A 26,015-nucleotide genomic window follows, 5' to 3' on the forward strand; every position below is an offset into this window, starting at 1 on the left:
TGATTGGATGATGTGTATGCACTATTTGCTGCTATACGTTTTGTCGGGCGAGTTGCACAGGTTTTCCACTACGCATACATTGCAGAGCGGTTTTCGGGCAATGCAGGTGCGCCTGCCATGGGTGCCCAGGACTAGGCATGACCGTGTCCATTTTTCCTGGGGAATAATCTTACAGAGTTCCTGTTCGACCTTGTCGGGATCGCTGGCTTTGGCAAGTTCTAAACGGTGGGAGACGCGAAAGACATGGGTATCCACGGCTACGGCCTGTTTCCCGAAGACATTGCCGAGAAGCACGCTGGCCGTCTTTCTGCCCACCCCCGGTAAGGCCACGAGGTCTTCCATGGTATCGGGTATCTTCCCATCAAATCTTTCAACGAGTTCTTTCGCACATGCGATGATGTTTTTTGCCTTGTTTTTGTAAAAACCCGTGGAACGGATCTCTTGCTCAAAGACCTCTTGTTCTGCGTCTGCGTAATCCCTTGCTGCCTTGTATTTTTTGAAGAGTGTTTCCGTTACTTTGTTGACCCGTTCATCGGTGCACTGTGCGGCAAGGATAGTGGCAACGAGTAATTCCAGAGGATTTTTGTAATGGAGTACAAGCCTTGCATCTGGGTATGCCTTTTCCAGGAGTGATAATATCTTTTTAACACGGTCTTCTGACATGGTATTATATTGAATTTATGCAGATTGGACATCAAGCGATCTGTATTAACCTGTTTGCATAGTCCTTACCCGCTGTTGGGGGAGGCAGCGGTTTCCCATCTTTTTTGTAAAGCTCAATTGTTTCTTCAACTATTTTACAGAGTTCTGCGAATACCTTTTTTTCATCGTTGCCATGACAACCTCCATAAAACAGGCCAGGACAACTGCCAACATAGCATTGATCCTCGGTGAAAATCTTTATACAATTTCGGGCAGGTATTAGGATTCCTACTAATAAATTCCAATTTGGCGTCAACGCAACGAATAAATTCATCACCTAAACCAGAAGATTGTTCATCATAAAACTTGAAAGCCTCCAATAAATCCGATTCCGATCGAGGCTTGATGAAAATTTCAAGGTTCATTTTTTCTTCAATATCCTAGTCTTTACTTCTTTCCATGCAGAGATCTGTTCTGGATTCGTTTCATGCTCTCTAAGACGTTCGTCCAATATTTTTTTGTGAGAGTCCGGAACTGGTAAAGCATCTTCTTGTAAAGATAAAGACTCCCACAGCTCATTGATAAGCAAAAGCTTCTCGGAATTGGATAATTTTTTTAATTGTGGAATTGTATCTATAATCATAAAAAAATTTTAAATTATTTTAGAAATTTATTCAATATCCTATTTACAGGCTAACGACCAAGCTCACCTGCCGCTATAAAGCACAGCGGAATAGCGGTCAGGTGCAGCGCTTTGTTATGTGGCTATAACCCTCAACATTTCGTTTCCGCCTTTTTGAAACTCATAAGGTACCTTCACTACATTGACCACAAAACCGCATCTTTCAAGTCTATCTACCACTGTCTCGAGATGTCTTGACTTTTTTGCTCCCAGTTCCAACAGTGGGAATATCCTTGCTTCAGATGCAACCCGACAAAGTTCTTCTATTGACCGAACGTGAAAATCTTCTGAAAGGTGCTCGCTGTAAAGAAAGAGAAAATGAGAACATAAGGCAATGTCAAATTCTCCATCTTCGAATGGGAGGGTGGGTAAACTCGCGTCTACATAACGACCTTCCCTTAAGCCTGCTGCGTAATCGGATAAGAAATCGTTCATAGCAGCCATACGAACTTTGCCGAGTTCCTCAACTGATAAAATACGTCCCCACACAAACTCATTTTTGTTCTTTCTGGTCTGTTCCATAACCTCTTCATATGTTTCATCTATTCGGTTTCTTATTTCATCTGCACTGAAACGGTAAATCGGGTCAACAGAAACCACATGGCCTCCACGACGTGTCATCATGCAATTAAAGCTTGCAGGACCATCGCCACATCCCAGTAACCGCCCCCTAAGTTCTTCTTCCGACAAGGCGAACATTGCCAAATATTCGTCGCAGGATCGCCCCCAAGGAACTACTTTCTCCAAAGTGAAAGTCAATTTTCTTTTTAGATTTTTTCTTTATCGAATATACGTTTTCCATGTATTACGGTAAGAATATGAATCTCATTTGCTTTGATTTCATAAACGATACGATATTGGAAAACAAATAATTCTCGAATAGATTCATTGCTAACTTCTGGTACGACTCTGCCTATTTTGGGGTGTTGGATTAGCGACTGAGGGGCTTCAAATATTTTTTGAATTGTAGATTCAGCATAAAATTCAGAATCTCTTGCGATAAACTCACCAATAGCCTCTATATCTTCTAAGACGTCAGGGGACCAAATTATTTTGTAATCCATTTTGAAAGGCGAACTTTGGCTTCTTCGTTGGAAATACCTTTACCGTCTTTTATAGATTTTTGGCCTTTTCTGATCTTTTCTAGCACATAAAGATGGTATTGTATGTCTTCCAGTGTGGAGTCTTCCGGCAAGTTATGAATCATTTTTGCAATGTTGTCTTTTAAAGTGCTCATGTTAGTATTATAGGAAATTTCTCCTATAGGATGAAGTAAAATCTAACGCACAAACTCACCGGCGGCAATGGAGAGCAGCGGAATTGCCGTCCGGTGCAGCACCTTGTTAGGCTATTCTTTTTGTATTTTCGATTTTTTTCTAAGTTTCATAGCTGCCGTACTTAGCTCTGCAACCGACTTATCAATCCAAAGAGTCCTTTGCCATTTAGTATAATCAAATGGTTCTCTCATCACTAACGAAATGAACCTCTCAGCCTCAACCTCACCTAAGGTATTAATAAGGGCTTCAATGCCTTTAATTTTTATTTCTGCATCAGTAATCATTCAGTTACATCCTTTATAAAAGAGATTGGATCAGTTACTTTAATTTCCTCAATACCTGATGCTTTTTTGATCAATTCGTCATCAGTTGTTAGAAAGTATTCGCATTGCATAGAGATAGCACAAGCCAAATGAAGTGAGTCTTTGCTTTTAATTCCCAGTTGATGAAATTTTTCAGCCCTTTCAACGATTTCCTTCGTCTCATCTGTATCACCTAATGCATAGTTTTTCCAGCCTCTGATAGCGAACCTCCTTTGTTCAAATGGGTTTGCTTCATTTTCAAAATCCAATTATGTAAGACCATGCAAGTTCAATTTCTTTTTGAAAAATCCGTTCTTGGATATCTAACTTGGCTTCAGTTTCGAGTTTAATTCGAAGTTGCTTTTGGTCATCAAAAGGGCGATTGAAACAATTGTTGTCGAGATATATCCTCACTTATTATAACCTGAATATCAAAGTTTATTTAAATAGAGCGATATGTTTTGTGTAATAATAGTATAACGCTGTGCGTCACTGACGAGAGGCACTGAATGATAAAAATAAAACAAGAAGACGATTTGCTGACATAAAACTCAAACAAGCTCAAAAAGCGACCTGTGCCTCTCGTTCAAGTGCACGCAGTTGTTATGCCTTTCTTATTGCAGTTAATGTCTTTATACCATTAGTCATACATCCCATAGTTATTCTTACAAGATACGGCCCGCGCAACAACTTCCGCCAATACTACTATGTCCTCAACACAGAATATCTTCGTTATGGTTTTATCAAAAAGTATATTTGCTTCAGGGCCAAACTCTTCATCCGCATCCCAGAGTTCAATTAATATCGGGACACCTTCAAATGCCTCAACCACAATTGCTACGTCTGCGCGGTTTATTTTTTGGGCAGGCAAATTATGCAATACTGATAATATATTGAATATATTATTTCCGTACCTTTTCATTATCACATCAGTAGATCGTTTCTTAAACACTTCGGCAAAGCCGTTTATAACAGAGAGCCCATTAAAACTAAGATATTCTCCACTGACTACTGGTAAGCCTGCTATCTTTTGAGAAAGATAATGAAGGATTAAGACAGTTAGATGGTCCTCTATTGGTGTATTATGGGGTAATGATAATACTTTTCGAAACTTAACATTAACTATGTACTCATTACCAAGAAATTTCACTTTTGTATTATTTGATATACTCGAACCTAAGAGGTTATCCCAAGACCTTGTTATTGCTAACTCTAAACTCATGTCGAACTTATTTTGCCATTTCTATTTGATAACAAATAATATTAAAAAACTACTCAATAATTGCTCTTACAGCTTGTATTTCTTAGGCATAACAATGATTATACAGTCTGTATAAAACGGCAAACACAGACTATTTCAACATGTATAAGAAGTTGCCGTGCCTTCTTATAACGCATTGTAACTTGTTTCTTATAAAGCTTTTGTGTATTTTTCTCCAATCACCTATTCCGGTTTATACAGACTGTATAAACCGACCTACAACCTGTCGACAGGACTCCGGACACCGTGACCGCCTTTGTTCAAGACATGGGTGTAGACCACGTTGTGCTAACGTCTTTGTGTCCAAGAAGTTCCTGTATGGTGCGAATATCATAACCGGCCTCAAGCAAGTGCGTAGCAAAGGAGTGACGGAATGTGTGGCAACCAGCGTGCTTGACAACACCCGCTTTGCGGATTGCTTCCTTGACGGCCCGCTGAAGAATCGTCTCGTGGGTATGATGTCGCCCTTCTTCACCGGCCTTTGTGTTCTTCCATCGGGTTTCCTGTGGGAAGGCCCATTGCCAGCGCCATTCCTTCGGTGCATTGGGATATTTGCGATCGAGCGCGCCAGGCATTTGAACACGCCCCCATCCTTCGGACAGGTCTTTCTCATGGATCGCCTTGACTTTTTCTAGGTGTTCCAGAAGCGGTGCCTTGAGTGACTCCGGCAACATCCGACTTGTCTGATGGACATTTGATGGTTCTGTTCGAACTTGTTGTTGCGGAGCAAGCTTCCTGCATGGTCTTCACTCCTTGGCGAAGTCAAGATGATAGGAAATGCTTTTCCTTTGAAAAGGATGATAATACAAAAATGAAGAAGAATGCAAGCTTTTTTTGGTTTTTCTGAAGAATGAACGGGAGGGAATCTCTCCTTGTTGGCCGATAATAGGTGTTTTAGTAAATTCTTGTATCATAATTTGTGCCCATTTTGAACTACAATCAATCCAAAAGGGATAGAATTAACAGGTAGTTACATCCGTTCCGGTGCTTGCATTCCAAGGACATGAAGACCGTTCTTTATGACCTGACGAGTCGCATCTACCAGTAATATTCTAGCCTTGGTCAGTTCCGCATCATCCGATAAGACACGATGGGCATTATAAAACCTGTTCAGGCTGCCACACACATCAATAAGATAATTGCAGATCAGAGAGGGTTCATAAAACTCGGCTGCTTTCAGGATAACGGAGGGAAATTGCCACAAATTTTTGATCAGGATAAAGGTCTCGTCTTCTTTCAATAATGCAAATTGTATGTCTGTTGTCACAGACTTTCCGTATTTCCTCAGGATGCTGCAGAGCCGGGCGTGGGTGTACTGGACATACGGGCCTGTTTCACCCTCAAAATTCAACACCTCATCCCAGTCAAAGACCACATCCTTGTTGCGTTTCGTGCACAGATCTGCGAAGATGACGGCTCCAATGCCCACATCCCTTGCCACGGCCTCTTTATTTTCTAACGAAGGATTCTTGTCTTCAATAATTTTTCTGATACGTTCAACGGCCTCGATTAACAGGTTTTCCAGGAGAACGACCTTTCCCTTGCGGGTAGACATCTTGCCGTCTTTGAATTTCATGAGACCGAAATCCACATGTACACAACGGTTTGCCCAGTCGTATCCCATCAACTCCAAAACCTTGAAAAACTGATGAAAATGCAGCTTTTGCTCAGAGCCGACCACGTAAATCATCCTGTCAAAGTCGTAAGTCTTCTTCCTGTATTCTGCGGCTGCGATATCGCGGGTGGCGTAGAGTGTGGTATCGTCCTTTTTCCGGAGGAGGCATGGAGGCATATTGTAAGACTCTAAGTCGACAATCAATGCCTGTTCGCTGACTTTGGCTAGCCCCTTATCTTTGATTCTTGTTATGGTATCTTCAACCATCGTATTGTAAAAACTCTCACCGATGAAGGCATCGAAGTGTATCCCAAGCATATCGTAAATCTTCTGAAATTCTTTTAAGCTGATATCCTTAAAGTGTTGCCAGAGTTCTTTTGCCCCAGAGTCTCCGGATTCGAGCTTTTTGAACCATGCCCTTGCTTCGTCTTCCAGGCCCGGATTTTTTTCTGTCTCCTGGTGAAACCTTACGTAAAGGTTATTCAGGTCGGTAACGGTGTAAGACGTATGGGCATTTTCACTTCCCCACTTTTTATAAGCAACGATCAATTGCCCGAATTGCGTACCCCAGTCGCCAAGGTGATTGATACCAACACAGGTATAACCAAGGGTTTTATAGATATTGCAGAGGGCATTTCCGATCAGTGCGGAACGGAGATGGTGAACGGCGAGGTGTTTGGCAATGTTTGGGGAAGAGAAATCGACAACTACCGTCTTTCCTTTGCCTAAGACCTCACAGCCATACCCGTCGCGTTCTTTGGAAATAGCTCTTAACGCTAGCTCTGATAATGTTACTTTGTCCACAAAAAAGTTTATATAAGGGCCAACGGCCTTTATCTCTGCGATGGGGCGAATGACAGGTAATGTGTTCGATAGTTCTGCGGCGATGATGACCGGGGACTTTTTCAAAATTTTTGAGAGGGTGTAGCAGGGGAATGCGTAATCACCCATCCTGAAGTCGGGTGGTATTTCGATAAGTCTTTCTATTTCATCTTCCGGAAGGTTTATTTTTTCTTCCAATAAAGATGCGATGTTTTTGATAAAGTGATCCATAATTCACAGCGCTGGATAGCTGCAACCAGATGTAGAATAACTGAAAAATAACTTAATTCTGGATTTTAACCTTTTCTCTAAGGCCATTGTGGTTAATCTTTTTTATCACATCAACCCCATTTTCTTTTTCACCTCAGCCATGGTGACTTCTGCCATCTCTTTACATTTCTTTGCACCAGCATGTAAGAGGCTTAATAGATATTCCGGGTCATGAATCAATTGCTCGTACCTCATACGGATGGGAGCAAGGGCTTCGATAATATTATCAGACAAGATCTTTTTGCATTCAATACAGCCGATTTCTGCCGAACGGCACACCACGTTGATACGGTCAATCTGGTCTTTTCTGGAAAAATGTTTATGCAGGGTGAAGAGGTTGCAGATGTCAGGGTTGCCGGGGTCGGTGCGTCTCTTTCTGTTCTCGTCGGTTACCGCCGTGGAGAGTTTCTTCCAGATCGATTCAGGGGTTTCCACCAGTGAGATATAATTTCCCAGGCTCTTACTCATCTTGGTTTTGCCATCGAGTCCCATAATCCGCGGGGCTTCTGAGAGGATTTCATTCGGTTCGGGAAATGTTTCTCCGTATCGCATATTAAACTTTCGGGCAATCTCCCTGGCCAGTTCAATGTGCTGTACCTGGTCCTCGCCCACGGGTACGGCTTCACCTTTATAAATCATGATGTCAGCAGCTTGTAAAACAGGGTAGGTAAATAACCCTGCATTGATGTTTTCCCTGTGCTGCTTCGACTTGTCTTTGAATTGGGTCATGCGTTCCAGATGACCCATGGGGGTTACCGTGTTGAGTATCCATGCGAGTTCCGTGTGTTCTGGTACGCAGGACTGGACAAAGATGATGCATCGTTCGGGATCAAGGCCTGCGGCGATGTTGACTGCAGCCGCATTGAGAATGCGCTTTTGCATGTCTTCCGGATTGTATTCAATCGTAATTGCATGATAGTCCACGATGCAGAAGATACAGTCGTACTGGTCAATCATCCGCACCCAGTTCCTGATAGCACCCAGGTAGTTGCCGATGTGGACATCTCCGCTGGGCTGAATCCCGCTAAAGAGCCGCTTTTTCATGAAATCTTCCCTTTATAAAACCTTCGGCAATATCTTTTTAATCCGTCGCGCAGCTTCTCTTGTATCTTTGATACTGGGTACGAGGGCAAACCGTACATAACCTTCGCCTGGGTTTAGTCCGGTTTCTGTCTTGTCGCTAATCCATGCCCCGGGAGTTGTTACAATGGCAATATCGGGAGAAAGGAGTTTCCGGGCAAAATCGACAGATGTCATGCCAGCCGGTACCTTTTGCCAGAGATAAATTGTTGCCTCCGGGGTGCAATCAGGAAGGTTGATATTCCTAAATGCGTCCACTAATAAATCCCTCTTGATCTTGTATTCAGCCCTCATCTTTTCGACATGAGTCTCATCGCTGAGGGCAGCAATTGCTCCATCTTGTATAAAGGTGGCCGTACCCGAATCAATGTTTGTTTTTACCTTTTTAAATATATCAATAATTTGCTTATCGCCCGCAACCCATCCGACCCGGTAGCACGTCATGGCGCTTCTCTTGGAGAAGGAATTGAAGACAATGACCCCTTCTTTTGTAATCTCCAGGATACTATGAGGTGGTTCGTTAAAGTAAATCTCACTATAAGCCTCGTCCGAGGCGATGATGATATTATATTTTTTTCCGAATTCTACGATTTCTTTCAGGTATGATAAGGGCGCTACGGCTCCCGTGGGACTGTTAGGATAGTTAATCCACATAATTTTTGTCTTCTTGCGAACTTCATCCGGGATGGGTATTGGGTCCATCAGGAATTTATTTTCTGCCAAGAGGGGTACATAATACGGAATCCCCTCGGCGAATAACGTACCCCGCGTGTAGGGGGGGTATCCTGGTGAGGGGATGATGACATAATCACCGGGGTTGACGATTCCTTCCGGAAAATTGAATACTGCCTCTTTTGAGCCAATGGTGGACGAAATCTCCGTAGCCGGATCCAATTGTATGCCAAACCTTTGCTGAATCCACCGGGCGATTGACTGCCGGAATTCCGGAGCGCCAATGTAGCTCGGGTAGCCTGAAGACTTTCTGAGTGTTATTCCCTTTTGTGTTGCCTTACGCACAATATCAGGGGTTGGCACTGTAGGGTCACCAACACCAAAATCAATCGGGGTAATCCCCAGTGTTTTTAATTTTTCGACTTCTTTATCTACTTCTGCAAAGGCATATGCGCCAATAGACTGTAATCTCTTTGATGCCGTGATCTCCATAAATTCTATCCAATTCCTTTCGTGTTGTGGTAATGTGCTCCTTCATTTTTTTGACGGGTCTGTAACAGCAGGTTTGACAGGGCTCCTTTTGGCGGTCATTTCTTTAATTTCTATTTCGAGTACATTTGTTTTATTCAGCATTGCATCAGTGAAAGGGGTTCTGGGGTTTTGCGGCGCATACTTTTCAGCTAGTTTCTGAAGGGCGTAGTTCTTTGTATTGAGGTTAGAAAGTATTTTTATACTGCCAAACACAATAACAGAGCGGTAAGCAACTGAAGATGCACAGCTTGGTTGTTTCACAATAACATTTTTGACTTCCTCCACCTCAAAGCATACCGTTGGATTTATTCTGATATTATCAAGTTTTCTTCCTTCATTTGCACAATGGAGAAATATTTTCGATGTCTCCTTGTCATACGTAAAATTCATAGGTGTGATGTAGGGAATCCCATTGGCACAGGTACCCAATCTTCCCACGGTAGAACTTGCAAGGAGGTCTTCGATTTCATTTTTATCTGATATCTCTTTGTCTTTTCGTCTCACGGGTTATATTTTTCTTCCAACCGCTTCTGCTACAGGTTTTAGTTCTTCCATGAGTTCTTCAAATGCCTCAAGGGTAATCGTTTGTGGTCCGTCCACAAAGGACTTCTCAGGATCCGGGTGGGTCTCAATTAACAAGCCGTCTGCACCCACAGCCACAGAACCCTTGGACATTGGATTAACAAGGCTTCTCTTCCCTGTTCCATGGCTGGGGTCTACAATGATGGGCAGATGCGTCATTTCCTTGAGTTGTGGCACAATGCTCAGCGACAACGTAAACCGTGTATAAGTCTCAAAGGTTCGGATACCCCTTTCGCACAGAATGACATTGGGATTATTTTGTGCCAGGATATATTCTGCAGCCAGGAGAAATTCGTCAATAGTGGCAGACATTCCGCGTTTTAAAATTACGGGTTTACCCGATTCGCCCACTGCCCGCAGGAGTAAAAAATTCTGCATATTGCGGGTTCCGACTTGTAATATATCAGAATATTTGCTCACTAATTTTACGTGTTCTGGTGTAAGTACCTCAGTGACGATTGGCAGACCCGATGCCTCACGGGCATGAGCCAGATGAACGAGACCCTCTTCCATAAGACCCTGAAAGGTATATGGGTTACTTCGGGGTTTGAATGCGCCACCCCTTAATGCGGTTGCGCCCGCATCTCTGACCCGTTTAGCGATTTCAATTATCTGTTCTTTACTTTCAATAGCGCATGGCCCTGCAATAACGGCGATTTCTTCACCACCAATTTTTTTCCCGTTGTTCAGATGGATGACCGTTCTGAAATCTTTTCCTTCTTTACTTGCCAGTTTATATGGCGCAAGAATTGGGACTGATTTTTCCACCCCTGGCATCACATCCCAAAAATCAGCGGGTAATACCCGTTCATCCCCAATAACCGCAATTACGTTTCGGTTCGTTCCTTGTAATAGAACCCCCTTTAAGCCGGCCTTTTCTATGCTTCCAAGGACATGATCTATATCCTTTTTTGCCGATCCGGCCTTCATTACAATAATCATTAGCTACAACCTCCACCAAAATTTGTGGGCAAAAAAAAGCCCCAAAACCAGCGGTTTTAGGGCATTATATCAACATCTTCATAATGTAATGTCGAACCCTAAGACCCCCCTTGTTTATAACAATACCTGAAGTAATAAATTACCCAATAAAACCTGCAATGTTTTGGATTATTACTGAAGATATTCATAATTGAATCTTATAAATAAGGAATTAATATAGCTCAAATTTTACATAACACAGTTTTATTGTCAAGTGTAATTTTATTAATGTCTTATCCTTATAAGTTTTACGTTGAAAATACACATACTTTGGTATATTGTTTGATTCGATTCTTTCATACATTCTGCATTGTTTATCCAGGTTCAAAAAAGGATTGAGAAAATTTGAAAAGAAGACTTCGTATTTTTTGCTTATTGTTGCCCTTTTTTATTTCAATTTTTGTTTACCTGAACTGTTTGCAACACTCCTTTGTTTACGATGACGAATCTACGGTCATCAATAATTACTTCATACGGCATTGGGGTAACTTCCCGAATCTTTTTACCAGTAAATACTTCATCCTTTCAGCCGAATTAACGTATCGCCCTGTGGTGACTTTATCGTATTTTATTGATTATACCTTCTGGCATTTGAATCCACTGGGGTATCATCTTACCAATATTCTCCTTCATGCTGTGAATAGCACGCTTTTCTTTGTCTTTGTCTTTCGTGTATTGAAAAAAAGAACGACGGCTTTGATTGCCGCTCTCTTTTTTTCATCCTTTCCTCTTTTTTCTGAGGTGGTCAATGCCGTAGGCTTTCGGGAAGACCTCCTGGCGTTTCTGTTTCTGATCCTGGCATTCATTTTTTATTTGAAGGCAGTGTCTACCCATTTTCGAGGTAGACACAACGTCTTTTTATTTGTTTACAGAGAAGCTAATTCGCAAGGTATTTGTATCACCACCCCTTTGCCCCCTCCTTCTAAAGGAGGGGAAAGAGGGGAGATTATAAAATTCCAAAATGTACAGCGTGATACTGAACAATTGCCGAAAGCAAGACAAACCGGATATGTCTTTTATTATCCTCTATCGCTGCTTTGTTATTTTTTGAGTCTCTTTTCCAAGGAAATGGCAATTACTTTGCCCGTATTAATTGTCTTATACGACTTGATTTTCCAGAGACTTTTATCAAAAAATGATGCTCTCACGGTATCCCCTTTAGGGAAAGGGAGAAACGGGGGGATTCGGTTTACATATCTCAAGGCAAAAATTATCCATTATTACGTGGGATATTTCCTCGTTACCATGTTTTACATCTTGACTCGTTTCTTCTTCCTCCATAATCCTCAGGAATTACATGTCCCATACCCCCGGGACAGTATTTTTATTAATTTTTTGACCATGACCCATGTGCTGGCTTATTACGTAAAACTCCTCTTCCTGCCGTTTAAACTGAATGCCGATTACGTAGTCCCTTTTTCTACATCATTTTTAAAAATCTCATTTTGGTTGTCCAGCTTGCTTTTTATTGCAATAGGGATATGTACATTCCGGCTACGGTCTCAGCACAAGTATATTTTCTTTTTTATTCTCTGGTTATTTGTCACGCTCATCCCGGTAATGAATATTATCCCATTGGGAAATATTATGGCAGAACGTTATTTATATCTACCGGGTGCGGGGTTTTGCATGATTGTTGCTAGTTTACTGTCAAAGAGGAGAAGTAACTATAGCGCTACAAACCTTAAAGAAATTGGTTCTCATCCTTTGCCAGACTTGCTAAGAGGAGGGAAATTGTTAAGTTCCCTTTATCCTTCTCCTCTCCCCGCAGGTGGGGGAGGAATAAGGCGGGGGGGATTTTCGCCTTTTTTTAACGGAACAGGTTCATTATTCGTCTTCATAGTATTTTTTATTTTAATGGGAAATGCCTACCTAACTTTTAAGAGAAACAATGACTGGAAGGACGGCCTGCAGTTATGGTCGAAGGCGGTCTTAACCTCACCAAATAGTTTCAGGGCACACATTAACTTAGGGAACGCTTATGAAAAAAGAGGATTTAATGCCTCTGCCCTGGAAGAATACAATAAGGCATTAATAATTGATCCAAATGATGCAGATGTTTACAATAACATTGGCATTTATTATGACAAGATGAATCTGTTTGAAGGTGCGATTCAATACTACAAAAAATGTCTTAACATAGGCACCAAGCATGCAAAGGCATATAATAATCTTGGCGTTGTTCTGACAAAGCAGAAAAAGTTGGATGATGCCGTTCAGTCATTCAAGCAGGCAATATCCGTTAATCCTCTCTATCCCGATGCGCACAACAACCTGGGGATCGCTTATTACAGAAAAGGCCTTATGGACGAGGCCGAGCGTGAGTTCAAATTAACTATCAGTATAGAACCATACCATGCGGAGGCGCACAACGACCTCGGCATTCTGTACAACGACAAACACCTATATGACGATGCCATTCACGAATTTGAGACAGCTATACGGATAAGGCCTGACTATGCAAATGCCCACATGAATCTGGGGGCTGTTGTTTTAAAATACAGGAAGAACAGGGATACGGCCCTGTTTCACCTGAAAGAAAGCCTGAAACTAGACCCACAGCAGGAACAGGCTGATGGGATAAAGAAGCTCATACAGCAACTGGAAGATACTACCGAGTGAAATTGTCTATAACAAAAAATTTTACAACATGTCAAAATTCCGGCAATTCCATTTCATTCCTTTTACTTCCGCAGGAATCAATCACAATTTGGTCACAGTTATTATAAAATACAAATATGTTGAAATACATGAATGGAGATGATAGTATTTGTAAAATAATTTTACAATTTTACTATTAATAAAAGTTTTTATAATATGAAATGTAGGAATCTAATAAAATGAAGACATTAACAATATCTCAAAAAGGACAGGTTGCCATACCGAAAGAGGTCAGGGAAACATTGCATATAAAGGCAGGAGACCAGTTGGCTTTTAGGGTGGAGAAGGGAAAGATTATATTAGAGCCGGCAGTGAATATTCCACGTTCACAGACATGGTTTTGGACTTCTGAAGTACAAAAAAAGGTGAAAAAGGCTGATAAAAACTTCAAGGAAGGCAATTTTAAAACATATGAGATAGATACATTTGTTAAGGAATTAAAAGATTGAGCAAATATCTTATTGCCGTTGAGCCAGAATTTTTCCTCCAATATGACAACCTGCCAAAACAAATTAAGAAGAAGTTTAAAAAACAATTAATCTATCTGAAAGAGAATCCTAAACACAATTCATTGCAAATACACCGGCTCGAATGGTCTGACTTCTGGGAGTTTTACGTAGATAAAGGGTATCGGTGTGTATTTAAACAAGAAGGAAATGTGTATAAGCTTTATTATGTAGGCACACACGATATAATTGATAAGTTTTGAATGTTATACTGAAACTGTATAATAATTCGTTACCTCAATAAATAAGGGGGTGAGTATGTTTTTAACTGAAATAGAGAAAATGTCTATCATTGAACGCTTACAAGCAATGGAAGAGTTGTGGGACTCATTATGCAAAGAAGAAGAAATTGAATCTCCGGAGTGGCATAAAGACATTCTCAAAGAAAGAAAAAAGAAAATTGAAAAAGGCGATGCTGAATATATTTCTTTGGAGGATTTAAAAGGCATCCGTCATCGATGAAAGTAAGGGAAGTATTTCTTTTAAAAGAAGCTGTCTCGGATATCGAAGAAGGACGAATTTTTTATGATAAAAAAGAAAATGGCGTTGGTGATTATTTTTTTTACAGTCTAATTTCTGACCTTGAATCTCTGAAACTTTATGCTGGAATGCACAATAAGAAATCTGGATTTTATCGAGCATTTTCAAAGAGATTTCCATTCGCCATTTACTATGAAGTAGAAAATGATATCGTAAAAGTAATTGCAGTCTTGGACATGAGACGAAATCCCTCTTGGATTAGAGAAAAATTAAAAAATAGAAAAAGCTAACCATTTAATTCAGGTGCGTGGCTGGTAAAAATTGATTTGAGATGTTGAGCTGTCAAGGTGAAGGTTCGACTCTGACCAGCTTATTTTGAGAATTGGTTAATAGGTTTTAAAAGAAAAGAATTTTAAGATTGCAATCTTAAAGGTTTTTGTTAGAAGTATTGTGATATGAGGAGTAGTCGGTTTATAGAGATTATACAAAATGGCAGAATCTTTCGGGGTAATATTCGAAAAGTAACGTTATCCAGATGCTGTTCAATTACTTGTTAAACATAAAAAATGAATGATGAGGAAATCATAGGAAAACTGCCGGATCCTGATGAAGTAATAGAGAGTTATCGTAAACAATATGCTTCTTATTCCCGTGCCCAGCTTATCAGAGAAATGAACCGATGGCTTCCTCATGCTCATCAACATATTGCAGCCAAGCAATTATTGGATGAAATGGATACGGCATATACTGATAAACAACATAAACAAAATCTTGAACAGTCACGTAAAGCAACCTTTTATGCAAAATGGGCTTTTATCATCGGGTTATTGTCTCTACTGGCTTTCTTGGCTGAAATCGCATATAGGACAATTCTTTCTGTAACAAATACAAATCCAAAGACCGAAAAATTAAAATCAAAATCAGAACAACCACCGTCAGCCACCGAAATCGTTCAGAAGACCACCAATTCCAACCATACCAAGCAAGGCCAAGACCAATTAGGGTTAATAGGAAAATGATTATAGAAATAAAAAAATCATATGTGTGACCATCCAATCCAGCCGACTCGTTACACTCAAGGCTGATTTTTGTGGTAGGCATCGTAATCATCGGATATCAATAACATGGTTGACCAAGAAGTTGCACGGATTGCACGGGATCGCGTGCAGATTGAGATAGCAGAGCAGACTGCAAGGATTAAAGGAGAGATTGAGCGTATTAAATCAGAAATGAGTGCGCGGGGAGGTTTTCGCTCAGGATGGACGCTGAAGCGAATAACGGACATCTGCGCAGACGCTGTAAAAAGCAGAGTACAGCTAGTGTGGCAAACATACTTCCGGTTCCTGACAACATCTGGTATTTCGTACTCCGATACCCTAGCTAATGAGTTAAAAGAACTGGTTTCATACCATCTACCGGAAAAGCTTAGTGACTTGAAGGGATATGTAAAGCAAAATGCTGATCTCATAGGATCGCCAAACCTGTTTGACAAGTTGGCATCCGAACTCGACTCGGCTCGATCCGCGGCTTTGACGAAAGTAGGCACCGAGATTGATCTTTTTGTTCACGCGCTACGGAAGAAACAAGAAATGAAGATTGAGGGAGAAACTTCTACAGTCGTTAACATTTACTCGCCTGTAGGGTCTATCCAGACAGGGGATTATGCGATTTCCAACGTTACCCAGAACCTAGCCCGACTTTCGCAATTCGCACCCCAAAAAAGGTCATTTTTGGGTATTTGTCTCCTGGAAACCATTGATTTTACTGGGGTCGATTTCAAAAACGGCTTGTAGTGCCGACCTACCCTCTTGACGACTTCACGGTGGCGTGAGAAAATGTCCGCATGTTTTTACGAGAAAAGACACGGACAAAAGACGGGAAAACCCACCGGTATTGGAGCGTAGTAGAGAACCGTCGGATCAGCGGAGGCAGAGTGGTACAGCGACAAGTGCTCTACCTGGGAGAACTCAATGACAACCAGCGAGCGGGGTGGGTTCGGACGATAGAGGCGGTCGCGGGTGAAAAGCCCACAGCAAGACAAGTGGCATTATTTCCGGACGACCGGAAAGCCTTGCCCATACCGGATTGTGAGACCGTCCAGGTGAGGTTGGACAAAATAGAATTGCGCTGTCCCCGGCAATGGGGAGCAAGTTGGTTGGGATTATATTTGTGGGATATGTTGGAACTGGACATCTTTTGGAGGAGTCGTCTGCCATCAAGCCGGAAGGGGACAAGCTGGCTGAATATGCTCAAGGCGCTTGTCTGTTACCGGCTGATCGATCCGGGAAGCGAATTTCGTTTTCACCGTGAGTGGTATGTGCGTAGCGCAATGGGAGATTTGTTGGGGGAAGATGATTCGCTGGCACAGAAGGACAAGCCGTATCGTTGTTTGGATTTGCTGCTTGAGCACCGCGACGAGCTGTTTGGTTTTTTAAAAGGGCAATGGGGCAAGCTGTTTGGCGCGAAGGAAGTATGATGTGCTGCTGTATGATTTGACGAGTACGTATTTCGAGAGTGAACCGCCGGCGGCGGATGCTGTGAGTAAAAAACGTTTTGGGTACAGTCGTGACAAACGTTCGGATTGTGTGCAGGTGGTAGTGGCGTTGGTATTGACGCCGGAAGGGTTTCCCGTCGCCTACGAAGTATATCCCGGTAATACAAGAGACACTGCGACATTAGAGGAGTTTCTGGATCGGATAGAAAAGCGGTATGGGAAATTTCGGCGCACCTGGCTCATGGATAGAGGTATTCCAACGGAGGAGGTGTTGGAAAAGATGCGTGAGCGGGGGATTGATTATTTGGTTGGTACTCCGAAGGGGCATTTGACGCGGGTAGAAAAACCGTTGCTTGAACAGACGTGGATGCAGGCGCGGGAAAGCGTCCGTGTGAAAATTCTTCAGCAAGAGTCGGAGTTTTACGTTTACGTGGAAAGCCAGGACCGGGTGGCCAAGGAACGTTCCATGCGTTGGCGCAGACTCAGACGTTTGTGGGCGGGTTTGCGCGAACTTCGCAATCGAAAGGTCCTCACGCGCGATGATCTGCTCATGCATATTGGCGCGTTAAAGAAAGAAGCCGGACGAGACTTCAGATTGGTCAATATTTCCATTCCCAAACCGCAGGAGCCGGTCAATGAAAATACGTTCCGGTTCAGTTTGGATCGGGAACGCCTGAGGCAGGCGTATCGGCGCGAGGGGCGTTATTTGTTTCGTTCCAACATGCAAGCCACCGCACCAGAAACCGTGTGGGAAAATTATTTGCTGTTGACGCGGATTGAACAGGCATTCAAGGATTTAAAGGGATCGCTTTCCATCCGCCCCATATGGCACCAATTGGAAAGGAGGATTGAAGCCCATATTTTTGTCTCCTTTTTGGCATTCTGTCTCCACACGACGCTGCGAAATCTTGCGCGGGGACGAGCCGCAGGGTTGACGTCTGAAGCAATTTTGGAAAAACTATCGAGCATTCAAATGATTGACGTTCATTTACCGACAACGGATGGTCGCCACATTGTCATGAGCCGCTATACACAGCCGGAAAAGGATGTTGTTCTCCTTTTGGCACAATTGGGATTGACGCTTCCTGAACAACCTCTGCCCAAGATTTATGCATCAGGATAGGTCGGTCTGTAGTGCCGACCTTTTTACATGACCCCTTGATTTTCATGGCTTAGCGGTTTGCCTACCCCTCGAATTGCGAAGGTCGGGTTAGACGCGGATGTCAGGACGGCGCTAACAGAAGCACTTAATCAAATTGCCGCGATATTGGTTAATTCGAACATAGCGCTACCTCAACCGAAGGCCGAGATTGTCGAATTGGTCGGCGAGGGACAGCAGGAGTTAAAGAAAAAAAGTCCGAATCTCACAAAGCTGCGTAGCCTCCTTTCCGCGGTCGGCGGTTCGATTCAAACAGTGGCGAGTATGAAGCCAGCTTACGAGACGCTAAAGGAGGCACTGACGTTTCTAGGTATCTCTTTGCCGTGAAAATGATGCCTAACATTCATTTCGGGACAGACAGACCTCAGGGACGCTGTGCGTCCCTCGTCGCTCAAGCGGGGCGTTAGCGGCCAAAAAAGTACGAAATGAAATGGATAATATGAACACGCTCAATTTCTTGGAAAAGGTTCTCGATAAGAGCACAAAATATTCCCGCAAACTAATTTTTGATAAAAAATATCAACTGCATCTTTACTTAATATCCTTGTATTACAGGATCATTGAGCTTACTCATAGTTGCACCATCCTAATGAGAGAGAAAATTATTTCAGGCGTACCAATTATCCTCAGAACGATGCTGGAAACCTTTGCTGATTTAAAAAATCTTAGTGCTGATGAGAACTATATCAACTTTATGCAAGCGAGCTATTTGGAAGAGTGGCTTCGTCTCTTTAAAGAAGCTAAAGACGGCGATAATCCGTATCTCAGAAAAATATCGCAAATAGGAAATCTCAAGCAGATTTACACTGAATTGAAAAAATTAAAAGAAAACCATTATACCCCCTTGAGCCATTATAAGCGCTTCGAGAAAGCCGAAATGGTAGACGAATATCGTTCCATAATATAATTCCTTGTGTTCTCATAGTCATAGCAATGTCCGCTCTCTTTACGATAGATACACGCATATAACTGGCGATGATTTTACGATCATATGCTACAAAGAACCAAAACCACATGATATCACCCTTTATTCAACTACACTATGTGACATACTTATTGATGCAGCTTTTATCATTCATAAGTTTTTTAATAGTGGTTTAATTTCAGAGGTGGTGTCCATCAACGCGGAATGGGAAGAATTAAAATCAAGAGGCATGGGGTCGGCACTTTAATCTTGCTGTTGAGGATGTTTTATATCAATCTACAAGCACCGATAGACTGTAATGAGATGGTTATTTTGAACCGGTAGTTAAAGGTCATTTAAGGAACACATAAATTCCCAACTCTCTCATTTCGCGAAGGATTTTTTGGTGGCAGGTTTACTGAATAATTATGGATAAAAGGATGGATTGTTACTATAATATTTACAAGAATTGATTTGTTTTAAAGGAATGAAATTGTTCCAAATTTTCATGTAATTTATATTAATATCTCATTTCTGATTTCGTTCAATATTTTATGCAAGGCAAACAGAACAAGGGTGAGTGGCCTTACTATGCACGTAAGATTGTTCAATACCTCTCCTTTTCCATTTTTCTTTATCTACTCCTCTTTTTAGACCCCCTTACAGAAAGAGACCTTTCGGCCAATATATTTCTCCGGATGAGTCCCCTTTCTGCCATCGGGGCTATGATGGCCGCAAAGGCATTTATCCTGAAGTATTGGCCTGCCATGGTCGTGCTACTGCTAACGATTCTTTTTGGGCGTTTCTTTTGTGCATGGATTTGTCCCCTTGGAACAACCATAGATATTACCGACCGCCTCTTTACTGGCTTCAGGAGGAGATCTCAGAAGCATATTTATGATGGTCGTAAATTAAAGTACTATCTCCTCGCCTTTCTTCTGATTAGCTTGCTGTTTAGTCAGCAGTATGTTGGATGGTTTGATCCATTATCCATTGCGACCAGTGTATACTCCATAAGTATCCACCCCTACATTATAGATCTTATCGACGGCCTTTTTGGCTATTTTAGCGCTGTTCCTCTTGTCGGGTATCTTTTCGCCTTTATCCATAAATTTATCCAGACCATGCTTTTTGCCCACCATGCGCCTTTTTTCAGGGCACATGGCATTCTTCTCGCTGTATTTGTTTTGTTAATCTCTTTTGGGATGATATTTCGACGCTATTGGTGCAGGAATATATGTCCTATGGGGGGCATTCTTGCACTCTTTTCTGACTGGTCATTTTTCAGGAGGAACGTTTCATCCTCATGCACAAGCTGCGGTCTCTGTGTTGAGAAGTGCGGAATGGGTGCAATCAGCAGTGATGGACATGGAACGAAGGAAGGCGAGTGTATCTTGTGTATGACCTGCCAGAAGGTATGTCCGGAAAACAGCATTACCTTTGGCATGAAACAACCTGCAGAGCAAAGATATGCCATAGATCTTTCGAAGAGGGCATTTCTCGTTACCGGTTTAACCGGCGGTGTGATGGCTCCTTTACTAAAATTAAACTATACAAAGAGTGTTAACAAGGGAAAGGCTTCTATCATCCGTCCGCCGGGTGCTGTAGATGAAGAAGAATTTCTTGCGCTCTGTATACGTTGTGGTGAGTGTATGAAGGTTTGTAAGACCAATGGATTACACCCCACATTATTGGAGTCTGGTATTGAAGGTTTATGGACTCCAAAACTCATTCCCAGGATCGGCTACTGCGATTATGGTTGTGTGCTCTGCACGCGTGTTTGTCCGTCAGGCGCAATCAGGCGTTTAGACTTAGAGGAAAAACGAGAAATCGCGCTGGGGAAGGCACGGATAGATCATAACCGGTGTATTCCATGGGTGGGATACGCACGGCTACCTGAATTGGAAAAAAGATGGCAGGACTTTAATTGTGGAGTATGTGAGGAGGTATGTCCTGTACCGACAAAGGCCATTCATTTTAACACCTATGTGGATGCGCAACAACGGGAGATCCGCAGACCCTTTGTACGGGAGGATATTTGTACCGGCTGTGGTTTTTGTGAGAAGGTCTGTCCTGTCCTGGGCATTTCGGCAATTGTTGTAGAAGGAATACAGCCTCAAACGAAAATAAGGAGTCCGAAGGAAAATTTGATTAGTAATAATTTTCTGTCTGAGGTTATTGGAGAGTGGAAAAGGGTGTCTGGACCAAATACCTATGAAGGGAAGGAGAAACTTTATGAATATATTGATGGAGGCGCGGAGCCCTATCTATCGTATTCTTTTATCCGCGTCTCGAATGCCGAGTATCTAAAAGAAGCAGATAAGAAGGTGCTTGTCGATATCTGGGAGTTTGATTCATCAGACGATGCCTTTGGAGTTTTCACGAAAGATCGGGCTGGTGCTGATATAAATCTGGGCAATGGGAGCGCTCTGTTTCAAAACTATCTCTGTCTCTGGAGCGGAACGTTCTTTATAAAGATTGAGCCAAGAGAGGGCGACATTTTGCCTGAGGAAGTTATTTTTATCGGTAAATCCATTGTTGATTTGATGCCTTATAAAAAGGTATCTTTGCCCACGATAATGAATTATCTTCCTGGTCAATATCTTCTTCGGGAAAGTCCAAGATTCTTCCATAAAAAAATTATCCTTGATAATATATATATTTCTGACAACTTTATTGAGGAGAATGTGTTTTGTTTCAGTGAAAAAACTGATGCTGTTGTTGCTGAATATAGACCAAACATCAATTCAGAGCCCCTGAAGCTCATGATTGTACGGTATCCTGACGGAGATACTGCTAGGCGTGCCTTCGACGGTGTGGTGAAACTATGGAGGTTGTGGGGTGAAAAGGAATTGTCGGAAGGAATGATTCATACCTTTCAGGACAAAGCGTTACGCTATACATCATGTATGCAAAAAACAAATATTCTTGGCATGACATTCCTTTCTCCAGGTAAGGACGATGCAGAAACTCTGCTTAAACTTATAGCAGAAAAATTATAATGAACTCTGCGAATAAAGATAGTGTTCATTAATGATAGGTAACTTCGAGCCAGAATGGGTATGGCGAAGAGAAATTTCAATCGGTTGCCATAATAATTGTAAAGTTACGGAAAGATTTGATAAATTTTTTTGTTGCAAAGAATAGTGAAGCTTTGCTATATTTATTAGCTGATAAAAAATGAGAATGTTAACTATAGATAAAGATAGTTGCGCATGTGTAATTAGTCAGTGTCTTTTTGAATGGCCTATTTTTGTAAGGGATTGGTGTAATGATAAGTAAAGAGGTAAAACAGAAGATTATTCAAGATATCAGAGTTCATGAAAATGATACGGGGTCTCCGGAGGTACAAGTGGCATTACTTACAGAGCGAATCAATCATTTAAGTGACCACTTAAAGGAACACAAAAAAGACCATACTTCCCGCAGGGGACTGTTTCAAATGGTTGGGCATAGGTCTGCATTACTGAAATATTTATCAAACAATGATAACGAAAGATATAAGAATCTCATCAGTAAACTTGGCATAAGGAAGTAAAACAAAATTTTAGGAGGAATCTATAGACCTATCAAAAATGTATAAAAATTTCAAAATGTTCATATCTTTTGCTGGTCAAAAACGAGATATGAGAAACAAACGAGCATGAGGTGTTAAATGGCATATTGTAAAGTAGAAAAGTTGATCGGCAAAAGAATACTCAGTATTGAAACGGGTAAAATTGCAAAGCAGGCCGATGGTGCAGCGTTAGTCAGGTATGGAGATACAATGGTTTTGGCTACCGCAGTATCAGCGCCGGAAGAAAAGGAAGAAGCCGATTTTTTCCCTCTTACGGTTGATTATAGAGAAAAGACGTATGCGGCCGGTAAGTTCCCAGGTGGTTTCTTTAAAAGAGAAGGCAGGCCTACCTTAAAGGAAATATTAACCATGCGGTTAATAGATCGTCCTCTCAGACCCCTCTTTCCTGAAACATATCTTCGAGAAGTTCAGATCATGTCAATGGTTCTTTCGGCAGATAGGGAAAATGATCCCGATATTTTTGCCATGATAGGCGCTTCCACAGCTTTATCTTTGTCGAGCATTCCTTTCTGCGGACCTACAGGTTCTGTAAGAGTTGGTCAGATCGATGGAGAATTTGTTATCAACCCCACCCATTCTGAACTCGTTATGAGTAATATAGATCTTGTCGTCTCAGGAACAGAAGAAGCTGTTACGATGGTTGAGTCATCCAGCAAGGAGGTTCCGGAAGAGCGGATGGTGGATGCTATCATGTTTGGGCACGCCTTTATCAAAGAAATCATTCAACTCCAAAAAGAATTGTTGGCTAAGTGCGGAAAAGAAAAACAATCAATTCCTCCTTTAAAATTAGATAAGGTTCTTTTGGAAGAAATTAAAGAAAAATACTACTCCCAAATATTAGAAAAGAATCAGACGCCAGGGAAGGAAGCAAGAAAACTGGCCTTAAACGAAATACTTAGTCAGATTATCAGTGAATATTGTACAGACAAAGAAGGTGCTCCTGCAAAAAAAACGATCAAGGCGATCTTTGAAAGGATTGAAACAATTGTAGTTCGTGATCAAGTGGTACAAGAGGGCAGGAGACCTGATGGGCGAGGATTAAAAGATATCAGGGCTATTTCCTGCGAAGTGGGAATATTGCCAAGAACCCATGGTTCGGCTTTATTTACCAGGGGTGAAACGCAGGCTATTGTGGTAACAACTCTGGGAACTACCATGGATGAACAAAAAGTAGATACCCTTGAGGAAGAATACTCAAAGAAATTTATGCTGGACTATAACTTTCCGCCTTTCTGTGTTGGTGAGGTGAAACCTTTGCGTGGGCCTGGCAGGCGGGAGATCGGGCATGGAGCTTTGGCAGAACGGGCACTGGAGGCAGTAATCCCACCCTCAGATAAGTTTCCCTATACCATTCGGGTGGTATCTGATATTACGGAATCCAACGGGTCATCCTCGATGGCCACGGTTTGTGGTGGAACCCTTTCCATGATGGATGCCGGTATACCTATAACTGCATCAGTTGCTGGTATTGCTATGGGTTTAGTGAAAGAAGGGGAACATGTGTGCATCCTGTCGGATATCTTAGGGACAGAAGACCACCTGGGGGATATGGATTTTAAAGTTGCAGGGACATCAAAGGGTGTTACCGCACTGCAAATGGACATCAAAATTGCCGGGATTACAGAGAAAATTATGCGCGATGCCTTAGCGCAAGCTAAAGAAGGCAGGTTTCATATACTTCAGGAACTTGCAAAAGTTATCGAAAAACCAAAAACAGAAATTTCTGTATACGCGCCAAAATTGGTTCACATTAAGATTAACCCTGAAAAGATTGGTATGGTTATTGGCCCCGGAGGTAAAAATATTAAAAAAATACAGGAAGAGACTGGCGCAAAGATAGAGATTCAAGATGATGGTACTGTTATTATTTCTTCTATACTTGCCGAATCAGCACAGAAGGCTAGAGAATGGATTGAGCGTATGACAGAAGAAGTCCTGGTAGGTAAAATCTACAAGGGAAAAGTTCTTTCTATAAAAGAATATGGAGCTTTTGTGGAAATTATTCCTGGGCATGATGGCTTAGTGCACATTTCTGAGTTATCTGATGGTTATGTTGAAAAAGTGGAAGATGTTGTGCAGATAGGCCAGGAGATTATGATTAAAGTAATCGGAATAGATGATCAAAAAAGGGTTAAGTTGAGCAGAAAAGCCGCCCTTAAGGAAAAAGGACAACCCCAACCTTCGGGCGTGTAAAGGACTGAAACTTTACAGAACTGTGGAAAACCTTATTTCGTTGATTTGAGATGTAATTTGAAAATATTTATAAAAAGGAGGGGTTGAAGGGAAAAATTATAAAACTTTTGTCACTTATCTTTCGGTTCTTTTGAGGGAGGATAAAGAAGGCATAAAGGATAAAAAACAAGTTCGGTATTCATGTTTTAACTGTTTTAAGTTGTATTTATTCACATAGGAGAGCAATATATATGGCAATAGGTAAAGTGAAGTGGTTTGATGCGAAAAAAGGGTTTGGTTTTATTGAACAAGAAGGTGGGGGGGATGTTTTTGTTCACTATTCAAATATCACAAGTGAAGGATTTAAAACGCTGGAAGATGGAGAAAAGGTGGAGTTTGATATCGTTGAAGGGGCAAAAGGCTTACAAGCTCAGAAAGTAACTCGCGTCAATTCCTAAAACATATATAAAAACATCATTGAGCCAGGGAGAAAGTGAACTAAACCGTCTTCCTGGCTTATTTTTTTGGTCAAGAGAATTGTGATTCAGTATTTGGTTGGTGCGATAACAACGGTTATCGTCCTTGTTCCAATGGTTTTTTTCTCAATACGAAGGGCTATAGATAAGACGAGAGAATTAGAGAAAAGAGCGATGCTCTCTGAAAGGTTAGCTTTTGTCGGGACACTGGCAGGAGGGCTTGCCCATGAAATTAAAAATCCGTTAAGCACACTCAATATCAATCTCCAGCTCCTGATGGAGGATGTTCAGAGTATGACAGGAGAAAACAGTAAAAAGGTGCATGTAAAGATAGAGGCATTGCAAAAAGAAGTACAACGGCTGGATGAGATATTAAATGACTTTCTCAGATTTGCCAGGGGACAAAAGCTGGAGCTGGAAGACCGCAATATCAACGAGGTTGTAGATGAGGTAGTTGATTTTGTTACGCCAGAAATAAAACAGAAGAATATTGTAATACTAAAAAGTTATGATGCCCATCTTCCTCCCTGTCGTATAGACAGTAACCTCATAAAACAGGCGATTTTGAATGTTATCATCAATGCAGAGCAGGCAATGCAGAATGGCGGGGAACTCATGATTCGCACATCCGGAAATAAAAAATATATACAAATAGATATAACAGACACTGGGGCAGGTATTCCAAAAGGTATTATCGATAAGATATTTCAAGTCTATTTTTCTACTAAAAAGACGGGTACCGGTCTCGGACTCCCGACAACAAAACGGATTGTCGAGGAACATAAAGGGATCATTGCTGTTCAGAGCGAAGAGGGTAAAGGTACTAATTTCTCTATAAAATTACCTTTAAATTTAAATATTTATTAAAA

The 26,015-nt window shown here is 41.7% G+C and carries 28 protein-coding genes and 2 pseudogenes; 15 read left to right on the top strand and 15 right to left on the bottom strand.

The genetic code is table 11. The features are described 5' to 3' along the window. Nucleotides 1-21 precede the first annotated feature (21 nt). From nth to aroF, 15 genes and pseudogenes are all read right to left on the bottom strand, one after another. Nucleotides 22-663, bottom strand: a complete 642-nt coding sequence (nth, locus tag BROSI_RS14825; RefSeq protein ID WP_052564568.1) for an endonuclease III — start codon at nt 661-663, stop codon at nt 22-24. Nucleotides 664-694: 31 nt separating this feature from the next. Further along, nucleotides 695-976, bottom strand: coding sequence for a hypothetical protein (locus BROSI_RS14830; protein WP_200891761.1), 282 nt, complete (start codon nt 974-976; stop codon nt 695-697). A gap of 87 nt (nt 977-1,063) precedes the next feature. Then, entirely contained in the window at nt 1,064-1,285 is a 222-nt protein-coding gene (locus BROSI_RS14835; protein ID WP_052564569.1) for an addiction module protein, read from the bottom strand. Between the two features lie 114 nt (nt 1,286-1,399). Continuing rightward, the gene (locus BROSI_RS14840; RefSeq protein WP_200891762.1) at nt 1,400-2,023 is read right to left on the bottom strand and encodes a class I SAM-dependent methyltransferase; all 624 of its coding nucleotides are present in this window, start codon (nt 2,021-2,023) and stop codon (nt 1,400-1,402) included. A 68-nt stretch (nt 2,024-2,091) separates the two neighbouring features. Further along, nucleotides 2,092-2,388 (bottom strand): type II toxin-antitoxin system RelE/ParE family toxin, encoded by a 297-nt coding sequence (locus BROSI_RS14845; RefSeq protein WP_052564571.1) that lies wholly within the window; start codon nt 2,386-2,388, stop codon nt 2,092-2,094. After that, on the bottom strand, nt 2,373-2,561 hold the full coding sequence (locus BROSI_RS14850) for a hypothetical protein (protein WP_052564572.1): 189 nt from the start codon (nt 2,559-2,561) through the stop codon (nt 2,373-2,375). Before BROSI_RS14850 ends, BROSI_RS14845 begins: the two co-directional genes overlap by 16 nt. Before the next feature lie 111 nt (nt 2,562-2,672). Next, a complete protein-coding gene (locus BROSI_RS14855) occupies nt 2,673-2,885 on the bottom strand; it encodes a hypothetical protein (RefSeq protein WP_052564573.1) in 213 nt (70 codons plus the stop codon). Further along, nucleotides 2,882-3,172, bottom strand: a complete 291-nt coding sequence (locus BROSI_RS14860) for a PIN domain-containing protein (RefSeq protein WP_200891763.1) — start codon at nt 3,170-3,172, stop codon at nt 2,882-2,884. Before BROSI_RS14860 ends, BROSI_RS14855 begins: the two co-directional genes overlap by 4 nt. A 371-nt stretch (nt 3,173-3,543) precedes the next feature. Continuing rightward, the gene (locus BROSI_RS14865) at nt 3,544-4,125 is read right to left on the bottom strand and encodes a DUF3786 domain-containing protein (RefSeq protein ID WP_052564574.1); all 582 of its coding nucleotides are present in this window, start codon (nt 4,123-4,125) and stop codon (nt 3,544-3,546) included. 255 nt (nt 4,126-4,380) lie between these two features. Beyond that, a pseudogene (locus BROSI_RS20860) lies at nt 4,381-4,838 on the bottom strand (tyrosine-type recombinase/integrase); the annotation flags it as partial. A 296-nt stretch (nt 4,839-5,134) separates the two neighbouring features. Next, nucleotides 5,135-6,832 carry an arginine--tRNA ligase gene (argS, locus tag BROSI_RS14875; protein ID WP_052564576.1) on the bottom strand — a complete coding sequence of 566 codons (1,698 nt, stop codon included), beginning with the start codon at nt 6,830-6,832 and terminating at the stop codon, nt 5,135-5,137. Between the two features lie 105 nt (nt 6,833-6,937). Beyond that, a complete protein-coding gene (gene trpS, locus BROSI_RS14880; RefSeq protein ID WP_052564577.1) occupies nt 6,938-7,915 on the bottom strand; it encodes a tryptophan--tRNA ligase in 978 nt (325 codons plus the stop codon). Nucleotides 7,916-7,927: 12 nt separating this feature from the next. After that, on the bottom strand, nt 7,928-9,115 hold the full coding sequence (locus BROSI_RS14885; RefSeq protein WP_052564578.1) for an aminotransferase class I/II-fold pyridoxal phosphate-dependent enzyme: 1,188 nt from the start codon (nt 9,113-9,115) through the stop codon (nt 7,928-7,930). Nucleotides 9,116-9,157: 42 nt separating this feature from the next. After that, nucleotides 9,158-9,658, bottom strand: coding sequence for a pyridoxamine 5'-phosphate oxidase family protein (locus tag BROSI_RS14890; RefSeq protein ID WP_052564579.1), 501 nt, complete (start codon nt 9,656-9,658; stop codon nt 9,158-9,160). A 3-nt stretch (nt 9,659-9,661) separates the two neighbouring features. Next, complete coding sequence (gene aroF, locus BROSI_RS14895; RefSeq protein ID WP_052564580.1) at nt 9,662-10,678, bottom strand: 3-deoxy-7-phosphoheptulonate synthase; 1,017 nt, start codon at nt 10,676-10,678, stop codon at nt 9,662-9,664. A gap of 384 nt (nt 10,679-11,062) precedes the next feature. Here aroF and BROSI_RS14900 point away from each other — a divergent pair, with 384 nt between their 5' ends. From BROSI_RS14900 to BROSI_RS14970, 15 genes and pseudogenes are all read left to right on the top strand, one after another. Next, nucleotides 11,063-13,339 (top strand): tetratricopeptide repeat protein, encoded by a 2,277-nt coding sequence (locus tag BROSI_RS14900; protein ID WP_052564581.1) that lies wholly within the window; start codon nt 11,063-11,065, stop codon nt 13,337-13,339. A gap of 218 nt (nt 13,340-13,557) precedes the next feature. Next, complete coding sequence (locus tag BROSI_RS14905; RefSeq protein WP_052564582.1) at nt 13,558-13,827, top strand: AbrB/MazE/SpoVT family DNA-binding domain-containing protein; 270 nt, start codon at nt 13,558-13,560, stop codon at nt 13,825-13,827. Next, complete coding sequence (locus tag BROSI_RS14910; protein ID WP_052564583.1) at nt 13,824-14,087, top strand: hypothetical protein; 264 nt, start codon at nt 13,824-13,826, stop codon at nt 14,085-14,087. Before BROSI_RS14905 ends, BROSI_RS14910 begins: the two co-directional genes overlap by 4 nt. 55 nt (nt 14,088-14,142) lie before the next feature. Next, complete coding sequence (locus BROSI_RS14915; protein ID WP_052564584.1) at nt 14,143-14,346, top strand: addiction module protein; 204 nt, start codon at nt 14,143-14,145, stop codon at nt 14,344-14,346. Further along, nucleotides 14,343-14,654, top strand: a complete 312-nt coding sequence (locus BROSI_RS14920) for a hypothetical protein (protein ID WP_052564585.1) — start codon at nt 14,343-14,345, stop codon at nt 14,652-14,654. Before BROSI_RS14915 ends, BROSI_RS14920 begins: the two co-directional genes overlap by 4 nt. A 276-nt stretch (nt 14,655-14,930) precedes the next feature. Further along, nucleotides 14,931-15,383, top strand: coding sequence for a hypothetical protein (locus BROSI_RS14925; RefSeq protein ID WP_052564586.1), 453 nt, complete (start codon nt 14,931-14,933; stop codon nt 15,381-15,383). A 105-nt stretch (nt 15,384-15,488) separates the two neighbouring features. Then, on the top strand, nt 15,489-16,157 hold the full coding sequence (locus BROSI_RS14930; protein ID WP_052564587.1) for a hypothetical protein: 669 nt from the start codon (nt 15,489-15,491) through the stop codon (nt 16,155-16,157). 50 nt (nt 16,158-16,207) lie between these two features. After that, a pseudogene (locus BROSI_RS14935) lies at nt 16,208-17,981 on the top strand (IS1634 family transposase). A 57-nt stretch (nt 17,982-18,038) separates the two neighbouring features. Then, the gene (locus BROSI_RS14940) at nt 18,039-18,344 is read left to right on the top strand and encodes a hypothetical protein (RefSeq protein ID WP_052564588.1); all 306 of its coding nucleotides are present in this window, start codon (nt 18,039-18,041) and stop codon (nt 18,342-18,344) included. A gap of 103 nt (nt 18,345-18,447) precedes the next feature. Beyond that, a complete protein-coding gene (locus BROSI_RS14945; protein WP_157842553.1) occupies nt 18,448-18,924 on the top strand; it encodes a DUF5677 domain-containing protein in 477 nt (158 codons plus the stop codon). Between the two features lie 551 nt (nt 18,925-19,475). Beyond that, nucleotides 19,476-21,923 (top strand): 4Fe-4S binding protein, encoded by a 2,448-nt coding sequence (locus BROSI_RS14950; protein ID WP_052564590.1) that lies wholly within the window; start codon nt 19,476-19,478, stop codon nt 21,921-21,923. A 269-nt stretch (nt 21,924-22,192) separates the two neighbouring features. Further along, nucleotides 22,193-22,459, top strand: a complete 267-nt coding sequence (gene rpsO, locus BROSI_RS14955) for a 30S ribosomal protein S15 (protein ID WP_052564591.1) — start codon at nt 22,193-22,195, stop codon at nt 22,457-22,459. A gap of 117 nt (nt 22,460-22,576) precedes the next feature. After that, nucleotides 22,577-24,691, top strand: coding sequence for a polyribonucleotide nucleotidyltransferase (gene pnp / locus BROSI_RS14960; RefSeq protein ID WP_052564592.1), 2,115 nt, complete (start codon nt 22,577-22,579; stop codon nt 24,689-24,691). 230 nt (nt 24,692-24,921) lie between these two features. Beyond that, entirely contained in the window at nt 24,922-25,128 is a 207-nt protein-coding gene (locus tag BROSI_RS14965) for a cold-shock protein (RefSeq protein ID WP_052564593.1), read from the top strand. Between the two features lie 81 nt (nt 25,129-25,209). Further along, a complete protein-coding gene (locus BROSI_RS14970; protein WP_052564594.1) occupies nt 25,210-26,013 on the top strand; it encodes a two-component system sensor histidine kinase NtrB in 804 nt (267 codons plus the stop codon). Nucleotides 26,014-26,015 lie beyond the last annotated feature (2 nt).

Source organism: Candidatus Brocadia sinica JPN1, assembly GCF_000949635.1.
GTDB lineage: Bacteria > Planctomycetota > Brocadiia > Brocadiales > Brocadiaceae > Brocadia > Brocadia sinica.

Excerpts from the sequence above, each read along its gene's own strand:
- nth (WP_052564568.1), bottom strand. The coding sequence starts at position 663 with ATGTCAGAAGACCGTGTTAAAAAGATATTATCACTCCTGGAAAAGGCA.
- BROSI_RS14830 (WP_200891761.1), bottom strand. The coding sequence starts at position 976 with ATGAATTTATTCGTTGCGTTGACGCCAAATTGGAATTTATTAGTAGGA.
- BROSI_RS14835 (WP_052564569.1), bottom strand. The coding sequence starts at position 1,285 with ATGATTATAGATACAATTCCACAATTAAAAAAATTATCCAATTCCGAG.
- BROSI_RS14840 (WP_200891762.1), bottom strand. The coding sequence starts at position 2,023 with ATGTTCGCCTTGTCGGAAGAAGAACTTAGGGGGCGGTTACTGGGATGT.
- BROSI_RS14845 (WP_052564571.1), bottom strand. The coding sequence starts at position 2,388 with ATGGATTACAAAATAATTTGGTCCCCTGACGTCTTAGAAGATATAGAG.
- BROSI_RS14850 (WP_052564572.1), bottom strand. The coding sequence starts at position 2,561 with ATGAGCACTTTAAAAGACAACATTGCAAAAATGATTCATAACTTGCCG.
- BROSI_RS14855 (WP_052564573.1), bottom strand. The coding sequence starts at position 2,885 with ATGATTACTGATGCAGAAATAAAAATTAAAGGCATTGAAGCCCTTATT.
- BROSI_RS14865 (WP_052564574.1), bottom strand. The coding sequence starts at position 4,125 with ATGAGTTTAGAGTTAGCAATAACAAGGTCTTGGGATAACCTCTTAGGT.
- argS (WP_052564576.1), bottom strand. The coding sequence starts at position 6,832 with ATGGATCACTTTATCAAAAACATCGCATCTTTATTGGAAGAAAAAATA.
- trpS (WP_052564577.1), bottom strand. The coding sequence starts at position 7,915 with ATGAAAAAGCGGCTCTTTAGCGGGATTCAGCCCAGCGGAGATGTCCAC.
- BROSI_RS14885 (WP_052564578.1), bottom strand. The coding sequence starts at position 9,115 with ATGGAGATCACGGCATCAAAGAGATTACAGTCTATTGGCGCATATGCC.
- aroF (WP_052564580.1), bottom strand. The coding sequence starts at position 10,678 with ATGATTATTGTAATGAAGGCCGGATCGGCAAAAAAGGATATAGATCAT.
- BROSI_RS14905 (WP_052564582.1), top strand. The coding sequence starts at position 13,558 with ATGAAGACATTAACAATATCTCAAAAAGGACAGGTTGCCATACCGAAA.
- BROSI_RS14915 (WP_052564584.1), top strand. The coding sequence starts at position 14,143 with ATGTTTTTAACTGAAATAGAGAAAATGTCTATCATTGAACGCTTACAA.
- BROSI_RS14920 (WP_052564585.1), top strand. The coding sequence starts at position 14,343 with ATGAAAGTAAGGGAAGTATTTCTTTTAAAAGAAGCTGTCTCGGATATC.
- BROSI_RS14925 (WP_052564586.1), top strand. The coding sequence starts at position 14,931 with ATGAATGATGAGGAAATCATAGGAAAACTGCCGGATCCTGATGAAGTA.
- BROSI_RS14930 (WP_052564587.1), top strand. The coding sequence starts at position 15,489 with ATGGTTGACCAAGAAGTTGCACGGATTGCACGGGATCGCGTGCAGATT.
- BROSI_RS14945 (WP_157842553.1), top strand. The coding sequence starts at position 18,448 with ATGGATAATATGAACACGCTCAATTTCTTGGAAAAGGTTCTCGATAAG.
- BROSI_RS14950 (WP_052564590.1), top strand. The coding sequence starts at position 19,476 with ATGCAAGGCAAACAGAACAAGGGTGAGTGGCCTTACTATGCACGTAAG.
- rpsO (WP_052564591.1), top strand. The coding sequence starts at position 22,193 with ATGATAAGTAAAGAGGTAAAACAGAAGATTATTCAAGATATCAGAGTT.
- pnp (WP_052564592.1), top strand. The coding sequence starts at position 22,577 with ATGGCATATTGTAAAGTAGAAAAGTTGATCGGCAAAAGAATACTCAGT.
- BROSI_RS14965 (WP_052564593.1), top strand. The coding sequence starts at position 24,922 with ATGGCAATAGGTAAAGTGAAGTGGTTTGATGCGAAAAAAGGGTTTGGT.